This is a genomic window from Geodermatophilus sp. SYSU D01106 (genome assembly GCF_054049995.1).
On sequence record NZ_JBJGYM010000017.1, the window covers coordinates 89,948 to 106,689 of the forward strand.

Here is a 16,742-nt window from a genome sequence, read left to right on the forward strand (position 1 = left end):
GGGGCGGCGTGTTCTACCTCGTCGCGCGGTTCGTGCTCAAGCCGCTGTTCTGGCTGCTGTTCCGGCCGCGCGTGAGCGGCCGGGCCCACGTCCCGGACGACGGGCCGTTCATCATCGCGAGCAACCACCTGTCCTTCATCGACAGCATCGCCATCCCGCTGGCGTCCCCGCGGCGGGTGCACTACCTGGCCAAGGCCGAGTACTTCACCCGCTCCGGGCCCGGCGGCTGGCTCACCCGCACCCTGTTCACGGCGCTGGGGGCCATGCCGGTCGAGCGGGAGACCTCCCGCGCGGCGCAGGAGGCCCTCGACACCGCGCTCGGCGTGCTGCGCCGCGGCGAGGGCTTCGGCATCTACCCGGAGGGCACCCGCTCGCGCGACGGCCGCCTGGCACGCGGGAAGACCGGCGTCGCCTGGCTGGCGCTGACCGCCGACTGCCCCGTCGTCCCGGTGGCCGTCGCCGGGACCGACCGCGTGCAGCCGGTCGACTCCCGCTGGCCGCGCCCGCACCGGGTGTCGATCACCTTCGGGGCGGCGCTCGAGTTCCCCGAGCACCGCGGTCAGGCCGCCAAGGGCCGCCCGCGCCGCGAGGTCACCGACCGGATCATGGAGGCGATCGCCGACCTGTCCGGGCAGGAGAAGGCCGGCTGGGGGCAGCCGGCCGCATGAGCGGGGCCCTGCTCGTCGCCGGGACGACGTCGGACGCCGGCAAGTCGGTGGTCACGGCGGGCATCTGCCGCTGGCTGGCCCGCCAGGGCGTGCGCGTCGCGCCCTTCAAGGCGCAGAACATGAGCAACAACTCCATGGTCACCGCCGACGGCGCGGAGATCGGCCGGGCGCAGGTCATGCAGGCGCAGGCCGCCGGGGTGGAGCCCGAGGCCGCGATGAACCCGGTGCTGCTCAAGCCCGGCGGCGACGACGCCAGCCAGGTCGTCGTCCTCGGTCGGCCGGTGGCCGAGGTGACCGCGCTGTCCTACCGGCCGATGAAGGCCGCGCTGCTCGAGCAGGTGCTGGCCAGCCTCGCCGACCTGCGGTCGCGCTTCGACGTCGTGGTGTGCGAGGGCGCGGGCTCCCCCACCGAGATCAACCTGCGCGCCGACGACATCGCGAACATGGGCCTGGCCACCGCGGTCGGCCTGCCCGTCGTCGTGGTCGGCGACATCGACCGCGGCGGGGTGTTCCCCGCGCTGTACGGCACGGTCGCGCTCATGCCGCCCGCCGACCAGCGGCTGGTGGCCGGCTTCCTCGTGAACAAGTTCCGCGGCGACGTGCGCCTCCTGCGCCCCGGCCTCGACCGGCTGACCGCGCTCACCGGCCGGCCGACGCTCGGCGTGCTGCCGTGGCTGCCCGGCGCCGCCCTCGACGTCGAGGACTCCCTCGGCGTGCCCACCGGCGTCTCCTCGGCCGGGCCGCCGCACGGCGAGGAGGTGCTGCGCGTCTCGGTGGCCCGGCTGCCGCGGCTGTCGAACTTCACCGACCTCGACGCGCTGGCCGCCGAGCCGGGCGTGCTGGTCCGCTACGCCACCCGGCCCGAGGAGCTCGCCGACGCCGACCTGGTGGTGCTGCCCGGCACCCGGGCGACCGTGTCCGACCTGGCGTGGCTGCGCGCGACCGGGCTGGCCGAGGCGGTCGGCCGCCGCGCCGCGGAGGGCCGGCCCGTGCTCGGCATCTGCGGCGGGCACCAGATGCTCGCCCGCACGATCACCGACGACGTCGAGTCGCGGGCGGGCACCGTGGCCGGGCTGGGGCTGCTGCCGGCCGACGTCTCCTTCGCGCGGGAGAAGACGCTGGGCCGCCCGTCCGGCGAGGCCCTCGGGCACCCGGTGCGCGGCTACGAGATCCACCACGGCGTCGTCACCTACGCGGACGGGGCCGAGCCGTTCCTCGACGGCGGTCGCGCCGGCGCGGTGTGGGGCACCACATGGCACGGCGCGCTGGAGAACGACGGGTTCCGCCGCGCCTTCCTGGCCGAGGTGGCGCGGGCGGCGGGCCGGCGGTTCGTGCCGGCCCCGGACACCTCGTTCGCCGCGGTCCGCGAGCAGCGGCTCGACGCCCTCGGCGACCTGGTGGCCGAGCACGCCGACACCGCGGCGCTGTGGCGGCTGCTCGAGGAGGGCCCGCCCGACGGCCTGCCGCTGCTCCCGCCGGGCGGCTCGTCCGGGGCGGCGAGGTAGGACGGCCTCGCCTCCCGGGCTACCGTCGGACCGTGCAGCCCGACCCGGTCCTGGCCTCCTACCGCCCGCCCTCGCAGCTGGTGCTGAACAAGGAGATCGACCACCTCGACGTCCACTGCCGGGCGCTCGTGGGCCTGTCGCCGTTCCTCACCCTGGCGACGGCGGACGCCGACGGGTTCCCCGAGGTGTCCCCGCGGGGCGGCGACCCGGGCTTCGTCAAGGTGCTCGACGAGCACCGCCTCGTGCTGCCCGACCGGCAGGGCAACAACCGGCTCGACAGCCTGCGCAAGGTCGCCGGGAACCCCAGGGTGGCGCTGCTGTTCTTCGTGCCGGGTCTGGAGGAGACGCTCAAGGTGTTCGGCACCGCCGAGCTGCTGCCGTCGGACGCGCTCGGCATCGACCTCACCGAGTTCGGCCGGGCCCCGCGCTCGGTCATGGTGGTGACCGTCCAGCGGGCCTACCTGCACTGCGCGAAGGCGGTCATGCGCTCGGGGCTGTGGGACCCGGCGAGCCGGATCGACCGCGCCGCCCTCCCCCCGTTCGGCGTGATGATCCGCGACCACTGCGGGCTGGAGACGCCGCTGCCCGACGACGCGGTCATCCGGGCCGACCTCGCGCTGGAGCTCTGAGCGCCCGGTCCTGTCGGGGCGTCCTGCCAGGCTGCGGCCATGGCGACCGACTTCCAGGTGACGATCGACGCGACCGAGCCGCACGCGCTGGCCGACTGGTGGGCCGAGGCCCTCGGCTGGTCGGTGGAGGCCCAGGACGAGTCCCTCATCCGCGGCACGGTGGCGGCCGGGCACGCGTCGGAGGCCGACACGACCACCCACCGCGGCAGGCTCGTCTGGGCGGTGGGCGCGGCCATCACCTCGCCCGACCCCGGCCGGCCGCGGGTGCTGTTCCAGCGCGTGCCGGAGGCCAAGACGGTCAAGAACCGCGTCCACCTCGACGTCCGCGTGGGCGACGAGCGCCGCGAGGCCGAGGTGGCCCGCCTGCTGGGCATGGGCGCCACCGAGCTGTGGCGGTCCTCGCAGGGCCCGTTCACGTGGGCCACGCTCGCCGACCCGGAGGGCAACGAGTTCTGCGTGGCCTGAGGTCAGGCGGAGAGGTCGCGCGCCAGGCGGCGGGACACCACGGTGCGCTCGGCGATCCGGCGCACCCGGTTGCGGCGGCGCGTGCGCCCGCCGGCGAGGTAGCGCGCGTCCTCCACCAGCTGGAACGCGGCGAGCACGCTGGCACGCGGCTCGCGTACGAGTGAGACGGTCGCGACGACGGGCTGGGCCGAGGTCATGGGAGCCCCCTCTCCCGGGGAGCGATGGCTGCGCGCCCCGTGACGCAATGGTGCCCAGGAACCACGCTCCGGAACCAGAACTGGCCCGAATTGGTACCGGTGTGACGGACGGGACAGCTGTGACGGCGTCGGGGGTCTCCTACGGTGCCTCCATGGCCCGCCCGAGCCGCCTCGTCGACACCGTCCTCTCGCTCCTCCGCGCCGCCACCGCCACGCCGGCCCGCGCGGCCCGGGCCGCCCGCCCGGGCCGCCGCCGGGCCCCCTCGCAGCCGGCGTCCCGACCGGCCCCGCACGGGCCGGGCGCGACGCCGGGGGCCGTCGACACGGAGTACCGGCCCCGCGCCGACGGGCACCCCGACCCCGGCGAGGTCGTGTGGGCCTGGGTGCCCTACGACGAGGGCGACGGCCGCGGCAAGGACCGGCCGGTGCTCGTGGTCGGCCGCCGCGGCGCGGAGCTGGTCGGGCTGATGCTCACCAGCAAGGACCACGACCGCGACGCCGCCGACGAAGCGCGGCACGGGCGCACCTGGATGGACGTCGGCAGCGGCGGCTGGGACCGGCAGGGCCGCCCGAGCGAGGTGCGCCTGGACCGGCTGCTGATCCTCGACCCCGGGACCGTGCGCCGCGAGGGCGCCGCGCTGGACCGGGCGGTGTTCGACCGGGTCGTGGCCGCGGCCCGCCGGACCCAGGGCTGGTGACCCGCTAGAAGGGGACCTGCTGCGCGAGCAGTCCGGCGCCGGTGCCGCGGCCGGACAGCACCCGGCAGAACTCCACGGCATCGCACTCGACGTCCTCGCCGCCCGCCCCCGCGGACCACGTGCCGCCCGCCGGGCCGGTGAGCCGCAGCCGGAACGGGCGCCCGTGCCGCTGCGCCCACTCCCGCACGACGTCGGCGACCAGGACGCCGTCGTGCTCCGGCGTGAGGACTGGCTCGCGGCCGGTGGCGCGGGCGACGTCGGCCCGGTGCATCCAGGTGTCGCGGGTGAGGACGACGTCGAGCAGGTACCCGAGCGACCACCACTCCCGCCGGCCGCCCACTCCCTGCGCCTCGGGCAGCGGCAGCCGGCCGACGACCCGGGCGAGCCGGCGCCGGCCGCGGGCGGCCCGCGGTCCGACGTCGGCGAGGGCGGCCACCAGCTCCGGCACCGAGAGGTGCGCCTGCTCGCGGACCTGCAGCGCGGTCAGGGAGTCGACGCCGCCGCCCGCGCGGGCCGCGGCCGCGTTCTGGCGCACGAACTGCCCGGGCGAGGCGACCATCCGGGCCATCCCGAGGACGTGCCCCGCCATGGCCCGCACGTCCCAGCCGGGGCAGTCGGTCGGCCGCGCCCACTCGCCGGGCCGGAGGCCGGCGACCAGGTCGGCGAAGCGGCCGTACTCCGTGGCGGCCAGGCGCACCGCCTCGTCCCGGTCCAGGACGGCGGTGCGGCCCACGGCGAGCGAGGTCATGACGGCTCCCTCCGCCGGCGCGGGCGGTCGGGAGCGCGGGCCCGCACCGTGCCGGGGATGGTCGTCCCGGCGGGCAGCGGGGACAAGGGGTCCCGGGCCGGGCCGCTCAGTCGGCGCGCGCGGATTCCCGCCGGTCCTGGGGCGCGCGCTGGCGCAGGTGGTAGACGCCGGCCTGGCCGGGCAGCGGCTGGAGGTCGTAGCGGGAGACGACCTTCGGGCCGTCGTGCAGGTGCACGTGCGTGACCGTCGGCAGCGGGTCGCCGTGGCGCGCGGCGCGGATCTCCACCCGGCCGTCGAGCGGGCCGCCCACGAACAGCAGGACGGCGTCCTCGGACGGGGCTGCGGTGGGGTCGACGTCGGTCAGCTCGGGCTCCTCCCTCGGCGCGGTCACCCGGACCAGGGTAGGCGGCCCGCCCCCGCCTCCGGCCCTGCGCCCGGTCCGCCGCGCTCAGGTCCGCCGCAGCCGCCGGGCCACGAGCGGGGCGGCGAGCAGCATCACGAACAGCCGCAGCACCTGGACGGCGAGCACGAACGTGGCGTCGGCGCCGGTCCCGGTGGCCGTGGCGAGGACGGCGTAGAGCCCGCCGGGCGTCGTCGCGAGGTAGCCGTCGAGCCGGCTGACCCCGGTGGACGCCGCCAGCACCTCGCCGAGGCCCGCGCAGGCGAGCACCAGCCCCACGATGATCGCCAGCGCGAGCGGCAGCGCCCGCCCGACCGTGCGCAGGCTCGCCACGGTGAAGCGCAGCCCCACCTGCAGGCCGATGAGCAGGAACGCCGCCGCCTCGACCGCCGCCGGCACGTCGGCGCCGCCGGAGAGCCCGGACAGGTCGGCCGCGGCGGCCAGCAGCAGCGGGCCCAGCAGCGCCGGCACCGGCAGCCGCACGAGGCGGGCGAGCGGGTAGCCGGCCAGGGCACAGGCGGCGGTGAACAGCAGCCCGGCCGGCCAGCCCGGGCCGTCCGGCGTCGCGGCCGTGGTCCCGGCCCCCGGGTCGGCGCCGTAGACCGCCGTGGCCACCACGGGCATGAGCACGACGATCAGCAGCACCCGCAGGTACTGCAGGACCGCCACCATCCGGTCGTCGGCGCCGAGGTCGCGGGCCATCGCGGTGATGCCCGACGCCCCGCCGGCGATCATCGCGAAGGCTCCGGTCACCGGGCTGATCCCCGGCTGCAGCCGCAGCAGCAGGCCGGCGCCGACCGTCAGCAGCAGCGTGGCGAGGGTGACCAGCAGGACCGGCACCGCGTCCTCGCCGATCGCGGCGAGGGTGTCGAGGTCGACCAGCGCGCCGATGGAGACCCCGACGACGGCCTGGGCCGCCATCGTCCCCGCGCGGGGGACGTCGAGCGCCCGGCGCCCGGCCAGCCCGCGGACCAGGCCGGCCAGCAGCCCGCCGAACAGCGCGGGCGACGGGACGCCGGCGAGGTCGAGCAGGACCGCGGCGCCTGCCGCCCCGGCGACGACCAGCGCGCCGTCGGCGAGCCGCCGGGGGTCGGGGCGGGCGGCCCTCACAGGCCGGCGATGCGGCGCAGCTCGGCGACGTGCGCGTCGAAGGCCCGGCGTCCCTCGCGGGTGAGCGACAGGCTGGTGCGCTGCCGGCTGGCGACGGTCGTCTTGCTCACCGCCACGTAGCCGGCCTCCTCGAGCTGCTTGACGTGCTTGGACAGCACCGAGTCGCTCACACCCACGCGGTCGCGCACGGTGGCGAACTCCATCGTGTCGACGACGGCGAGCAGGCCGCAGATCTGCAGGCGCGGCGGCGGGTGGATGACCGCGTCGAAGTGCGGCGCGACGGCCGTCACAGCCCGCCCCCGCTGCGGAGCTCGGCGGCCCAGCGGCGGCCGTAGACGCGGCTGAGCAGGCCGGCGGCGAGACCGAGCACCGCACCCGCGGGGACCATCACCCAGTGCTGGTCGAAGCCGACCGCCAGCACGAACGCCGGCACCAGGACGACGAGGACGAAGGCGCCCCAGGCGGCCATGACGCGCGGCGGGGTGTCCAGCCAGAGCCCCGTGCGGCGCCGGTAGGTGGAGACCAGCGCGCCGAGCCCCGCGCCGAAGAGCACCAGCGCCGGGAAGGTCACCCAGAGGGAGTCGAGGGCGTAGGAGGCGAGGAAGCCGAACAGCAGCAGCCCGAGGGCGACGTCGTACCACCAGGGCTGCACGACCCGGTCGGCGAGCGCCTCCCGGTCGGAGCGCAGGGCGGCGAGCTGCGCGGCGGCGGTCTCGCGGTCGATGGCGTCGTTTTCCATGCCGGAAAGTGTGGACCGTCTCTTTCCGTTCCGTCAAGTCACTGCCCGCCCTGCCGCGCCGGAGTGTCGCGTGGTTCCATGACCGGGCCACAGCGACGGCAGTGGAGGAAGCCCGGTGCGACTCCGGCGCGGTCCCGCCACTGTGACCCGGACGCCTCGCCCGAGGCGCCCCGGGGAGTCAGGAACTCCCGCCGCCGCCTCCTGCCACCTCCGGGCGTGGACACCCGGGGAGAGGACCCGTGCACCCGCATGACGTATCCCTTCGGTGCCGTCGTCGGCATGGACGACATGCGGCTGGCCCTGCTGCTCAACGCCGTCTCCCCCGCCATCGGCGGCGTGCTGGTGCGCGGGGAGAAGGGCACGGCCAAGTCGACGACGGTGCGCGCGCTGGCCGCCGTCCTCCCGCCGGTCGCCGTCGTGCCCGGCTGCCGCTTCGCCTGCGACCCGGCCGCGCCCGACCCCGCCTGCCCCGACGGCCCGCACGAGCCCGGCGCGCCCGCGCAGACCCGGCCCGCGCGGCTGGTCGAGCTGCCGGTCGGCGCGTCGGAGGACCGCGTCGTCGGCTCGCTGGACCTCGAGCGGGCGCTCACCGAGGGCGTGAAGGCCTTCGAGCCGGGGCTCCTCGCCGCCGCGCACCGCGGCGTCCTCTACGTCGACGAGGTCAACCTGCTGCACGACCACCTCGTCGACCTGCTGCTCGACGCCGCCGCGCTCGGCACCGCCTACGTGGAGCGCGAGGGCGTCTCGGTGCGGCACGCGGCCCGGTTCCTGCTGGTCGGGACGATGAACCCCGAGGAGGGCGAGCTGCGCCCGCAGCTGCTCGACCGGTTCGGCCTGACCGTCGAGGTGGCCGCGCCGCGCGACCCGGCGGTGCGCGCCGAGGTGGTCCGCCGGCGGTTCGCGTACGACGCCGACCCGGCCGGCTTCGCCGCGGCGTGGGCCGGCGAGGAGGCCGCGCTGGCGGAGCGGATCGCCGGCGCCCGGACGCGGCTGCCGCACGTCGTCCTCTCCGACGCCGCCCTGCAGCAGGTCACCGCCGTGTGCGCCGCCTTCGACGTCGACGGGCTGCGCGCCGACCTGGTCACCGCCCGCGCCGCCGTCGCGCACGCCGCCTGGGCCGGCCGCGACGAGGTCACCGAGGACGACGTCCGGGTGGCCGCCCGCCTCGCCCTCCCCCACCGCCGGCGGCGCAACCCCTTCGACGCGCCGGGCCTCGACGACGACACGCTCGACCAGGCGCTCGAGGACTCCCGCCCCGACGACGGCCCCGACGAGGACCCGCCGCCGCCCCCGGACGGCCCCGACGACGGCGGCGGCGCGCCCCCGCCCCGGGACGACACCCCGCGCGCGGACGGCGAGTCCTCCCCGGCGGAGCAGGGCCACTTGCGCGACGACGGCCCTCCCGACGACGGCGAGGGACGCGGTGGAGCGCCGGCGGGCGAGCGGGCCGCGGTCGCGCCGTCGGACCCGTTCCGCGCGCGCCGGCTCGAGGTGCCCGGCGTGGGCGCCGGCGCCGCCGGGCGGCGGTCGAAGGCGCGCGCCGAGCGCGGCCGGGTCGTGGGCTCCGTGCGCCCGAACGGCCCGGTGACCCGGCTGCACCTGGTCGGCACCGTGCTCGCCGCCGCGCCGCACCAGACCGCGCGCGGCCGCACCGGCCCCGGCCTGCGGGTGGCCCGCGAGGACCTGCGCCAGGCCACGCTCGAGGGCCGCGAGGGCAACCTCGTGCTGTTCGTCGTCGACGCCAGCGGGTCGATGGGCTCGCGGGCGCGGATGGGCGCGGTCAAGGGCGCGGTGCTGTCGCTGCTGCTCGACGCCTACCAGCGCCGCGACAAGGTCGGCCTGGTCACCTTCCGCGGCGCCGACGCCGGCCTCGCGCTGCCGCCCACCTGGTCGGTCGAGGCCGCGGCGGCCCGGCTGCGCGAGCTGCCCACCGGCGGGCGCACCCCGCTGGCCGCCGGCCTGCTGCGCGCCGCGGACACGCTCCGGGTGGAGCGGGTGCGCGACCCGCAGCGCCGGCCGCTGCTGGTCGTCGTCACCGACGGCCGCGCCACCGGGCCGCGCGGCACCGACGCCCTCGGCGCCGCGCACGCGGCCGCGCAGCGGCTGGCCGCCGACGGCACCGCCGCGGTGGTCGTCGACTGCGAGTCCGGGCCGGTCCGCCTGGGCCTCGCCGGCGTGCTGGGCGCGCACCTGGGCGCGCAGACGCTGCGGCTGGAAGAGCTCGCGGCCGAGTCGCTCGCCGCCACCGTCCGCTCCGTGCGAGAGGCCGCCTGATGCCGCAGGGACAGGTCGCCGTCGTCCCGCAGGACGGGCTGACGACGCGGCAGCGCCGCAACCGGCCGCTGCTCGCCGTCCACACCGGGTCGATGAAGGGCAAGTCGACCGCCGCGTTCGGCATGGCGATGCGGGCGTGGAACCAGGGCTGGCCGATCGCGGTCTACCAGTTCGTCAAGAGCGCCAAGTGGAAGGTCGGCGAGGAGAACGCCCTCACCGCGCTCGGCCGGCTGCACGAGCAGACCGGCGAGGGCGGGCCGGTGGTCTGGCACAAGATGGGCTCGGGCTGGAGCTGGTCGCGCCGGCAGGGCACCGAGGTCGACCACGCCGCCGACGCCGCCGAGGGCTGGGCGCAGATCAAGCGCGACCTCGCCGCGGAGGCGCACCGCTTCTACGTCCTCGACGAGTTCACCTACCCGCTGAAGTGGGGCTGGGTGGACGTCGACGACGTCGTCGAGACGCTCGTGCACCGCCCGGGCACCCAGCACGTCGTCGTCACCGGGCGGGACGCCCCGCCCGCGCTGGTCGAGGCGGCCGACCTCGTCGTGGAGATGACGAAGGTGAAGCACCCGATGGACGCGGGCCAGAAGGGCCAGCGGGGGATCGAGTGGTGAACCCGCCGCGCCTGGTGGTCGCCGCCCCGTCGAGCAACGCGGGCAAGACGTCGGTGACCACGGGGCTGGTCGCGGCGCTCACCGCCCGCGGGCTCACCGTCTCGCCGCACAAGGTCGGCCCCGACTACATCGACCCCGGCTACGCCGGCCTGGCCGCCGGGCGCCCGGGCCGCAACCTCGACCCGTGGCTGGTCGGCGAGGAGCGGATCGCGCCGCTGTTCCTGCACGGCGCCCGCGGGGCCGACGTCGCCGTCGTCGAGGGGGTCATGGGCCTGTTCGACGGCGCCACGCACCCGCAGGTGGAGCCGGGGTTCGCCTCGACGGCGCACGTCGCGGGCCTGCTGCGCGCGCCGGTCGTGCTCGTCGTGGACGCCTCGTCGCAGGCGCGCAGCGTGGCGGCGCTGGTGCACGGGTTCGCCACCTTCGACCCCTCGGTGCGCATCGGCGGCGTGGTGCTCAACCGGGTCGGCAGCGACCGGCACGAGGCGATCCTGCGCGAGGCGCTCGGCGCCGCCGGGGTGCCCGTGCTCGGCGCGCTGCGGCGGATGGAGTCGCTGGCCACGCCGTCGCGGCACCTGGGCCTGGTGCCCGCGGCGGAGCGCTCGGCCGAGGCACTGGCCACCGTGCGGCGCCTCGGTGAGGTGATGGCCGCCGGCGTCGACCTCGAGGCCGTGCTGCGGCTGGCCCGCACCGCTCCCCCGCTGGCCGCGACGCCGTGGGACCCCGCCGCCGAGGTCACCCCCGTGGCCGGGCGGCCGCGGATCGCCGTCGCCGGCGGGCCCGCGTTCACCTTCGGCTACGCCGAGGACACCGAGCTGCTCACCGCGGCCGGCGCCGAGGTGGTGACGGTCGACCCGCTGCGCGACGAGGCGCTGCCCGAGCGCACCGCCGGGCTCGTCGTCGGCGGCGGCTTCCCCGAGGTCTACGCCGACGCGCTGTCGGCCAACGAGACCCTGCGGGCCGACGTCGCCGCGCTCGCCGCCCGCGGCGGGCCGATCGCCGCCGAGTGCGCCGGGCTGCTCTACCTGTCCCGCGAGCTCGACGGCGCGCCGATGTGCGGCGTCCTCGACGTCGCCACGTCCATGACCCCGCGGCTGACGCTGGGCTACCGCGCCGCGGTGGCGGTCACCGACAGCGTGCTGGCCCCGGCCGGCACGCGGGTGCGCGGCCACGAGTTCCACCGCACCACCGCCACCCCGCCCGCGGGCACGACGCCGGCCTGGCAGTGGTCGGCGGCCGGGCCGGAGGGCTTCGTCGCGGGCTCGGTGCACGCCTCCTACCTGCACCTCAACCGCGCCGGCAGCCCGCAGCTCGCCGAGCGCCTCGTCACCGCCTGCGCCGCCGCGGCCGCGCGCGCCGACCGATCGGAGTCGCATGCACATCGCTGAGGGCTTCCTGCCGGCTCCGCACGCGATCGGCTGGACGGTCGCCGCCGCACCCTTCGTCGTCCACGGCGCCCGCGCGGTGGTCAGGGAGGTGCGCGAGCGCCCGGAGTCCACCCTGCTGCTCGGCGCGGCCGGGGCGTTCACGTTCGTGCTCAGCGCGATCAAGCTGCCCTCGGTCACCGGCAGCTCCAGCCACCCGACCGGCACCGGGGCCGGGGCGGTGCTGTTCCGGCCGCCGGTGATGGCGCTGCTCGGCACGGTGGTGCTGCTGTTCCAGGCGCTGCTGCTCGCGCACGGCGGGCTGACGACGCTGGGCGCCAACGCGTTCGCCTTCGCCGTCGTCGGGCCGTGGGCCGGGTACGGCGCCTACCGGCTGGCCCGGTCGCTGGGCGCGGGCCTGCTGCCGGGCGTCTTCGTCGCCCTCGCGCTCGCCGACCTCGCCACCTACGTCACGACGTCGCTGCAGCTGGCGCTGGCCTTCCCCGACGCCGCCGGCGGCTTCGCCGGCGCGGCGGCCAAGTTCCTCGGCGTCTTCGCCCTCACCCAGGTGCCGCTGGCGGTCGCCGAGGGCCTGCTCGGCGTGCTGCTGTTCCGGGTGCTGACGGTCAACGCCCGCCCGGAGCTCGAGCGGCTCGGCCTGCTCCGCCCCGCTCCCCTGGCGACGACGGAGGAGGTCCGATGACGCGCCGCAGACTGGTCACCGCGCTGCTCGTACTCGCGGTGGTGGCCCTGTTCGCGCTGCCGCTGGTGCTCGACGGCGGCGCCTCCGAGTACGCCGGCACCGACAGCCTGGCCACCGGGACGATCGAGGAGTCCGGCTACACGCCGTGGTTCGAGTCGGTCTTCAGCCCGTCGTCGAGCGAGGTCGAGTCCGGCCTGTTCGCGCTGCAGGCCGCGCTCGGCGGCGGCGTGCTCGGCTACGTCCTCGGGCGGCTGCGCGGCCGCCGGCAGGCCCGGGAGGCGAACCCGCCCGTCGAGGCGCCGTGACGGGCCTGGCCGTCGACGACGCCGCCTGGGCCAGCGCCTGGCGCACCCGCTCGCCGCTGGACAAGCTCGCCCTGTCCGCCGGGCTCGTCGTCTGCGCGCTCGTGCTGCCGGTGTGGCCCGGCGGCGTGCTCGTGGCGCTGGCCGCCGTCGCGCTGGCGCTGGGCCCCGCCCGCGTGCCGGCCCGCACGTTCGGGCGGGCGGTGCGCTGGCCGCTGGCCTTCGTCGCCGTCGGCACGGTCACCGCCGTCGTGTCCGTCGACGGCGGCGGCCTGGGCTGGGCGCCCGACGCCGCCGCCCGCGCCGGCGAGCTGGTCGGGCACTCGGTCGCCGGCGGCGCGGCGGTGCTCCTGCTCGCCACCACCACGCCGATGAGCGACCTGCTGCCGGCGCTGACGAGGCTGCGCGTCCCGGCGGCCGTCGTCGAGGTCGCGTCGGTGACCTACCGGCTGCTGTTCGTGCTGCTGGAGAGCCTCCGCACCATCCGCGAGGCGCAGACCGCCCGGATGGGGCACGCCGGCTGGCGGCGGTCGCTGCGCTCGTCGGGGGCGCTGGCCGCCGCGGTGCTCACCCGCTCCTGGGACCGCGCCCGCCGCCTGCAGGAGGGCCTCGCCGGCCGCGGGATGGAGACCGGCCTGCGCGTGCTGCCCGAGGCCCGCCCCTCCTCGCCGGCGTTCCTCGCCGCGACCGGCGCGGGCCTCGCCGCCCTCGTCGCCGTCGGGGTCCTCGGCGCATGAGCCACCGCAGCCTGACCGCCGACGGGCTCGTCGTCGGCTACGAGCGCGGCCGGCGGGTGCTCGACGGCGCCTCGCTCCGCATCCCCGCCGGGCGGCGGCTGGCGGTGCTGGGCGCGAACGGGTCGGGCAAGACGACGTTGCTGCGCTGCCTGTCCGGGGCGCTGCGCCCCGACGCCGGCGCGGTCGCCGTCGACGGCGCGCTGCTGCGGCACACCCGCGGCGGGCTGCGCGCGCACCGGCAGGAGGTGCAGCTGGTCCTGCAGGACCCCGACGACCAGCTGTTCAGCGCCTCGGTCGCCCAGGACGTCTCCTTCGGCCCGCTCAACCTCGGCCTGACCGACGACGAGGTGCGCACCCGGGTGGCCGAGGCGCTGGAGCTGCTCGCCGTCGACGGCCTGGCCGCCCGGCCCACCCACCAGCTGTCCTACGGCGAGCGCAAGCGCGTCGCGATCGCCGGCGCCGTCGCCATGCGCCCCTGCGTGCTGCTGCTCGACGAGCCGACGGCCGGCCTCGACCCCTCCGCCGTCGCCGAGGCGCTGGCCGCGCTGACCCGGCTGCAGGCGTCCGGATCCACGGTCGTCATGAGCACCCACGACGTCGACCTGGCGCTCGCCTGGGCCGACGAGGTGGCCGTCGTCGTCGACCGGCGGGTGGTGCAGGGCGACCCCGCCGCCCTCCTCGCCGACGACGACCTGCTCGCCCGCGCGCGGCTGGGCAGGCCCTGGGCGCTGAGCGTGGGCACCCGGCTGCGCGTGCTCGGGCTGCTCCCCGACGACGCGCCGCTCCCCCGCGACGCCGCCGCGCTGCTCGCCGCGCTCCCCGACCGCCCGGGCGTCTCCCCGTGGACGTGACCGTCGGCGTCGGCGCGGTCGCGGGGGTGTCGGCCGACGAGGTGCTCGCCGCCGTCGACGCCGCGCTGCCGGCGGGCGCCCGGGTGGCCGCGCTGGCCACCCTCGACACGCGCGCCGCCGAGCCGGGCCTGGCCGCCGCCGCGGCCGCCCGCGGCTGGCCGCTGACCGGGCACCCGGCCGTGCTGCTCGCCGCCGTGCCCGTCCCGACGCCGTCCGCCCGGGTGGCGGCCGCCGTGGGGACGGCGTCGGTGGCCGAGGCCGCGGCGCTGCTCGGCGGCGACCGGCTCGTCGTGCCCAAGACCGCGCACGGGCGGGTCACCGTGGCGGTGTCCGCGGTGGATGGGGGGCCGGAGGCCCTCCGGACGCCGTGGACGGACGGGCTCCACGAGACGGGGGGACGGCACCTGGACGCGGGCGGAGCCCGGAGGGCGACAGTGGATCTCGACCACCACGGCGACCTCGACCTCGCGCCCGGCCTCACCGACCTCGCCGTGAACGTCCGCGCCGGCACCCCGCCGCCGTGGCTGCGGGAGGTGCTGCGGCGGGCGCTGGACGACGTCGCCGCCTATCCCGACCTGCGCCCGGCCCGCGCCGCGGCGGCCGCCGCGCACGGCCGCGACCCCGCCGAGGTGCTGCCCACCGCCGGCGCCGCCGAGGCGTTCGTGCTGCTCGCGCGGGCGCTGCGGCCCCGCCGGGCGGTGGTGGTGCACCCGTCGTTCACCGAGCCCGAGGCGGCGCTGCGCGCGGCCGGGCACCCCGTCGAGCGGCTGCTGCTGGAGCCGCCGGCGTACCGGCTGGACCCGGCGGCGGTCCCCGCGGACGCCGACCTCGTCGTCCTCGGCAACCCGACCAACCCGACGTCGGTGCTGCACCCCGCGGACGACGTCGCCGCGCTCGCCCGCCCCGGCCGCGTGCTGCTGGTCGACGAGGCGTTCGCCGACACCGTGCCCGGCGAGCCGGAGTCGCTCGCGGCCCGCACCGACCTGCCCGGGCTGGTCGTGGTGCGCAGCCTGACCAAGACGTGGGGCCTGGCCGGGCTGCGCGTCGGCTACGCGCTGGGCCCGCGCGACCTGGTCGCCGCGATGGCCGAGGCGCAGCCGCACTGGCCGCTGTCGACCCCGGCGATCGCCGCGCTGGCCGCCTGCACCACCCCGGCCGCGCGGGCCGAGGCCGACGCGGCCGCCCGCGAACTCGCCGGGCACCGGGCCGCGCTGCTGGCCGCGCTCCCGCCCGGGCTCGTGGTCGCCGGGCCCCGTTCCTCGTTCGTCCTGCTGCGCGTGCCCGGCGGGGAGCGGGTGCGCGCCGCGCTGCGCGGGCGCGGCTGGGCGGTGCGCCGCGGGGACACCTTCCCCGGCCTGTCCCCCGACCACCTGCGGGTGGCCGTGCGCGACCCGGGGACCTCGCGTGCGTTCGCCGCGGACCTCGCTGCGATCCTTGACGACGCCGAGCAGTCCCCGGTCCCGACGACGACGACGTCGCAGCAGGCCGCCGTCCCGGAGGAGCACCGCTGAGCGCCACGCCCGTCGACCCCGCGAGCGGGGTGGTCTACCCCGTCGGCCTGCGCCTGCTCGACCGCCGCGTCGTCGTGGTCGGCGGCGGCTCGGTCGCCCACCGCCGGGTGGCCGGGCTGCTCGAGGCCCGCGCCCGGGTGACCGTCGTCAGCCCCGAGGTCACCCCGGCGCTCGAGGCGCTGGTGGAGCCGGGCTCGCTGACCTGGGTGCGCCGCCGTTACGAGCCCGGCGACCTCGACGGCGCCTGGTACGCGGTGGCCGCCACCGACGACCCCGCCGTCAACGCCGCGGTGGCCGAGGAGGCCGAGCGGCTGCGGGTGTTCTGCGCCCGCGCCGACGACCGGTCGGCCTCCAGCGTGTGGACCCCGGCGGTCGGCCGGCAGGGCGACCTGGTGGTCGGCGTGCACGGCGGCGGTGACCCGCAGCGCGCGGTCGGCGTGCGCGACGCCGTCGTCGCCGGCCTCACCGACGGCAGCATCCGTGACCGCGCCGCCCGCGAGCCCGAGGGCGGGCGCACCGGCAGCGTCGTCCTCGTCGGCGGCGGTCCGGGCGACCCCGGGCTGGTCACCGTGCGCGGGCAGCAGGCGGTCGCCCAGGCCGACGTCGTCCTCGCCGACCACCTCGCGCCGCAAGGGCTGCTCGCCTCGCTGCCGCCGGAGGTCGAGGTCATCGACGCCTCGAAGCTGCCCCGCGGCCGGTCGATGGCGCAGGAGCAGATCAACGCGCTGCTCGTGGAGCACGCGCTGGCCGGCAAGCGGGTGGTGCGGCTCAAGGGCGGCGACCCGTTCGTCTTCGGCCGCGGCATGGAGGAGCTCGAGGCCTGCGTCGCCGCGGGCGTGCCGGTGGAGGTCGTGCCCGGCGTGACCAGCGCGATCGGCGTCCCGGGCCTCGCCGGCATCCCGGTCACCCACCGCGGGCTGACCCACGAGTTCGTCGTCGTGTCCGGGCACGTGCCGCCGGGGCACCCGCAGTCGCTGGTCGACTGGCCGGCGCTGGGCCGGCTGCGCGGCACGGTCGTCGTGCTGATGGGCGTCGACACCGCGCCGGCGATCGCCGCGGCGCTGGTCGAGCACGGCCGCGCGCCCGGCACGCCGGTCGCCGTGGTCGCCGACGGCTCGACGCCCACCCAGCGGGGGGGGGGGGGGGGGGGGGGGGGGGGGGGGGGGGGGGGGGGGGGGGGGGGGGGGGGGGGGGGCGCGGGGGGGGGGGGGGGGGGGGGGGGGGGGG

20 protein-coding genes and 1 riboswitch are annotated in these 16,742 nt (G+C 78.0%); of the genes, 14 read left to right on the forward strand and 6 right to left on the reverse strand.

Translation table 11 applies throughout. The annotated features are described in order from the left end of the window. Positions 1-8: 8 nt before the first annotated feature. Genes ACI78R_RS17275 through ACI78R_RS17290 form a run of 4 tightly spaced genes read left to right on the forward strand, consistent with a single transcriptional unit; the run spans position 9 to position 3,267 of the window. Positions 9-668 (forward strand): lysophospholipid acyltransferase family protein, encoded by a 660-nt coding sequence (locus ACI78R_RS17275; protein WP_073418243.1) that lies wholly within the window; start codon positions 9-11, stop codon positions 666-668. Beyond that, positions 665-2,173 (forward strand): cobyric acid synthase, encoded by a 1,509-nt coding sequence (locus ACI78R_RS17280; RefSeq protein WP_457041610.1) that lies wholly within the window; start codon positions 665-667, stop codon positions 2,171-2,173. The genes ACI78R_RS17275 and ACI78R_RS17280 overlap by 4 nt, the downstream gene beginning before the upstream one ends. A 32-nt stretch (positions 2,174-2,205) precedes the next feature. Next, positions 2,206-2,802, forward strand: coding sequence for an MSMEG_1061 family FMN-dependent PPOX-type flavoprotein (locus tag ACI78R_RS17285; protein ID WP_457041611.1), 597 nt, complete (start codon positions 2,206-2,208; stop codon positions 2,800-2,802). 39 nt (positions 2,803-2,841) lie between these two features. Then, a complete protein-coding gene (locus tag ACI78R_RS17290; RefSeq protein ID WP_073418238.1) occupies positions 2,842-3,267 on the forward strand; it encodes a VOC family protein in 426 nt (141 codons plus the stop codon). A 2-nt stretch (positions 3,268-3,269) separates the two neighbouring features. On the opposite strand, the gene ACI78R_RS17295 is transcribed toward ACI78R_RS17290, so the two are convergent. Beyond that, a complete protein-coding gene (locus ACI78R_RS17295) occupies positions 3,270-3,464 on the reverse strand; it encodes a hypothetical protein (RefSeq protein WP_336030284.1) in 195 nt (64 codons plus the stop codon). Positions 3,465-3,616: 152 nt separating this feature from the next. Between ACI78R_RS17295 and ACI78R_RS17300 the strand changes: the two genes are divergently transcribed. Continuing rightward, positions 3,617-4,162, forward strand: a complete 546-nt coding sequence (locus tag ACI78R_RS17300; protein ID WP_457041612.1) for a type II toxin-antitoxin system PemK/MazF family toxin — start codon at positions 3,617-3,619, stop codon at positions 4,160-4,162. Between the two features lie 4 nt (positions 4,163-4,166). Here the strand turns inward: ACI78R_RS17300 and ACI78R_RS17305 are convergent, their stop codons facing one another. The 5 genes from ACI78R_RS17305 to ACI78R_RS17325 form a co-directional block, all read right to left on the reverse strand. Next, positions 4,167-4,910, reverse strand: coding sequence for a maleylpyruvate isomerase family mycothiol-dependent enzyme (locus ACI78R_RS17305; RefSeq protein WP_457041613.1), 744 nt, complete (start codon positions 4,908-4,910; stop codon positions 4,167-4,169). 106 nt (positions 4,911-5,016) lie between these two features. Continuing rightward, positions 5,017-5,301, reverse strand: coding sequence for a hypothetical protein (locus tag ACI78R_RS17310; protein ID WP_457041614.1), 285 nt, complete (start codon positions 5,299-5,301; stop codon positions 5,017-5,019). 57 nt (positions 5,302-5,358) lie between these two features. Then, the gene (locus tag ACI78R_RS17315) at positions 5,359-6,420 is read right to left on the reverse strand and encodes an AbrB family transcriptional regulator (protein WP_073418232.1); all 1,062 of its coding nucleotides are present in this window, start codon (positions 6,418-6,420) and stop codon (positions 5,359-5,361) included. Next, positions 6,417-6,710: a transcriptional regulator gene (locus ACI78R_RS17320; protein ID WP_073418230.1), complete on the reverse strand. Its 294-nt coding sequence runs from the start codon at positions 6,708-6,710 to the stop codon at positions 6,417-6,419. Before ACI78R_RS17320 ends, ACI78R_RS17315 begins: the two co-directional genes overlap by 4 nt. Further along, complete coding sequence (locus ACI78R_RS17325; protein ID WP_457041615.1) at positions 6,707-7,159, reverse strand: hypothetical protein; 453 nt, start codon at positions 7,157-7,159, stop codon at positions 6,707-6,709. Before ACI78R_RS17325 ends, ACI78R_RS17320 begins: the two co-directional genes overlap by 4 nt. A gap of 104 nt (positions 7,160-7,263) precedes the next feature. After that, a riboswitch (cobalamin riboswitch) is annotated at positions 7,264-7,347 on the forward strand. A gap of 61 nt (positions 7,348-7,408) precedes the next feature. Between ACI78R_RS17325 and ACI78R_RS17330 the strand changes: the two genes are divergently transcribed. From ACI78R_RS17330 to cobA, 9 genes are all read left to right on the forward strand, one after another. Further along, positions 7,409-9,433: a putative cobaltochelatase gene (locus ACI78R_RS17330; protein WP_457041616.1), complete on the forward strand. Its 2,025-nt coding sequence runs from the start codon at positions 7,409-7,411 to the stop codon at positions 9,431-9,433. Then, positions 9,433-10,047 carry a cob(I)yrinic acid a,c-diamide adenosyltransferase gene (gene cobO / locus ACI78R_RS17335; RefSeq protein ID WP_454555260.1) on the forward strand — a complete coding sequence of 205 codons (615 nt, stop codon included), beginning with the start codon at positions 9,433-9,435 and terminating at the stop codon, positions 10,045-10,047. The genes ACI78R_RS17330 and cobO overlap by 1 nt, the downstream gene beginning before the upstream one ends. After that, positions 10,044-11,435, forward strand: a complete 1,392-nt coding sequence (locus ACI78R_RS17340) for a cobyrinate a,c-diamide synthase (protein WP_457041617.1) — start codon at positions 10,044-10,046, stop codon at positions 11,433-11,435. The genes cobO and ACI78R_RS17340 overlap by 4 nt, the downstream gene beginning before the upstream one ends. Further along, a complete protein-coding gene (locus tag ACI78R_RS17345) occupies positions 11,422-12,114 on the forward strand; it encodes an energy-coupling factor ABC transporter permease (RefSeq protein ID WP_073418221.1) in 693 nt (230 codons plus the stop codon). Before ACI78R_RS17340 ends, ACI78R_RS17345 begins: the two co-directional genes overlap by 14 nt. After that, positions 12,111-12,419, forward strand: a complete 309-nt coding sequence (locus tag ACI78R_RS17350; RefSeq protein ID WP_454555263.1) for an energy-coupling factor ABC transporter substrate-binding protein — start codon at positions 12,111-12,113, stop codon at positions 12,417-12,419. The genes ACI78R_RS17345 and ACI78R_RS17350 overlap by 4 nt, the downstream gene beginning before the upstream one ends. After that, positions 12,416-13,153, forward strand: coding sequence for a cobalt ECF transporter T component CbiQ (gene cbiQ, locus ACI78R_RS17355; RefSeq protein ID WP_457041618.1), 738 nt, complete (start codon positions 12,416-12,418; stop codon positions 13,151-13,153). The genes ACI78R_RS17350 and cbiQ overlap by 4 nt, the downstream gene beginning before the upstream one ends. After that, a complete protein-coding gene (locus ACI78R_RS17360) occupies positions 13,150-14,004 on the forward strand; it encodes an energy-coupling factor ABC transporter ATP-binding protein (protein ID WP_457041619.1) in 855 nt (284 codons plus the stop codon). The genes cbiQ and ACI78R_RS17360 overlap by 4 nt, the downstream gene beginning before the upstream one ends. After that, on the forward strand, positions 13,995-15,515 hold the full coding sequence (gene cobC, locus ACI78R_RS17365) for an Rv2231c family pyridoxal phosphate-dependent protein CobC (protein WP_457041620.1): 1,521 nt from the start codon (positions 13,995-13,997) through the stop codon (positions 15,513-15,515). The genes ACI78R_RS17360 and cobC overlap by 10 nt, the downstream gene beginning before the upstream one ends. A gap of 29 nt (positions 15,516-15,544) precedes the next feature. Then, the coding region (cobA, locus tag ACI78R_RS17370; RefSeq protein WP_457041621.1) for a uroporphyrinogen-III C-methyltransferase at positions 15,545-16,742 on the forward strand (1,198 nt) is incomplete at its 3' end.

What these genes read in the sequence shown, in the direction of transcription:
- ACI78R_RS17280 (WP_457041610.1), top strand. Translation starts at nt 665, where the DNA reads ATGAGCGGGGCCCTGCTCGTCGCCGGGACGACGTCGGACGCCGGCAAG.
- ACI78R_RS17290 (WP_073418238.1), top strand. Translation starts at nt 2,842, where the DNA reads ATGGCGACCGACTTCCAGGTGACGATCGACGCGACCGAGCCGCACGCG.
- ACI78R_RS17295 (WP_336030284.1), bottom strand. Translation starts at nt 3,464, where the DNA reads ATGACCTCGGCCCAGCCCGTCGTCGCGACCGTCTCACTCGTACGCGAG.
- ACI78R_RS17300 (WP_457041612.1), top strand. Translation starts at nt 3,617, where the DNA reads ATGGCCCGCCCGAGCCGCCTCGTCGACACCGTCCTCTCGCTCCTCCGC.
- ACI78R_RS17305 (WP_457041613.1), bottom strand. Translation starts at nt 4,910, where the DNA reads ATGACCTCGCTCGCCGTGGGCCGCACCGCCGTCCTGGACCGGGACGAG.
- ACI78R_RS17325 (WP_457041615.1), bottom strand. Translation starts at nt 7,159, where the DNA reads ATGGAAAACGACGCCATCGACCGCGAGACCGCCGCCGCGCAGCTCGCC.
- ACI78R_RS17330 (WP_457041616.1), top strand. Translation starts at nt 7,409, where the DNA reads ATGACGTATCCCTTCGGTGCCGTCGTCGGCATGGACGACATGCGGCTG.
- cobO (WP_454555260.1), top strand. Translation starts at nt 9,433, where the DNA reads ATGCCGCAGGGACAGGTCGCCGTCGTCCCGCAGGACGGGCTGACGACG.
- ACI78R_RS17345 (WP_073418221.1), top strand. Translation starts at nt 11,422, where the DNA reads ATGCACATCGCTGAGGGCTTCCTGCCGGCTCCGCACGCGATCGGCTGG.
- ACI78R_RS17350 (WP_454555263.1), top strand. Translation starts at nt 12,111, where the DNA reads ATGACGCGCCGCAGACTGGTCACCGCGCTGCTCGTACTCGCGGTGGTG.
- ACI78R_RS17360 (WP_457041619.1), top strand. Translation starts at nt 13,150, where the DNA reads ATGAGCCACCGCAGCCTGACCGCCGACGGGCTCGTCGTCGGCTACGAG.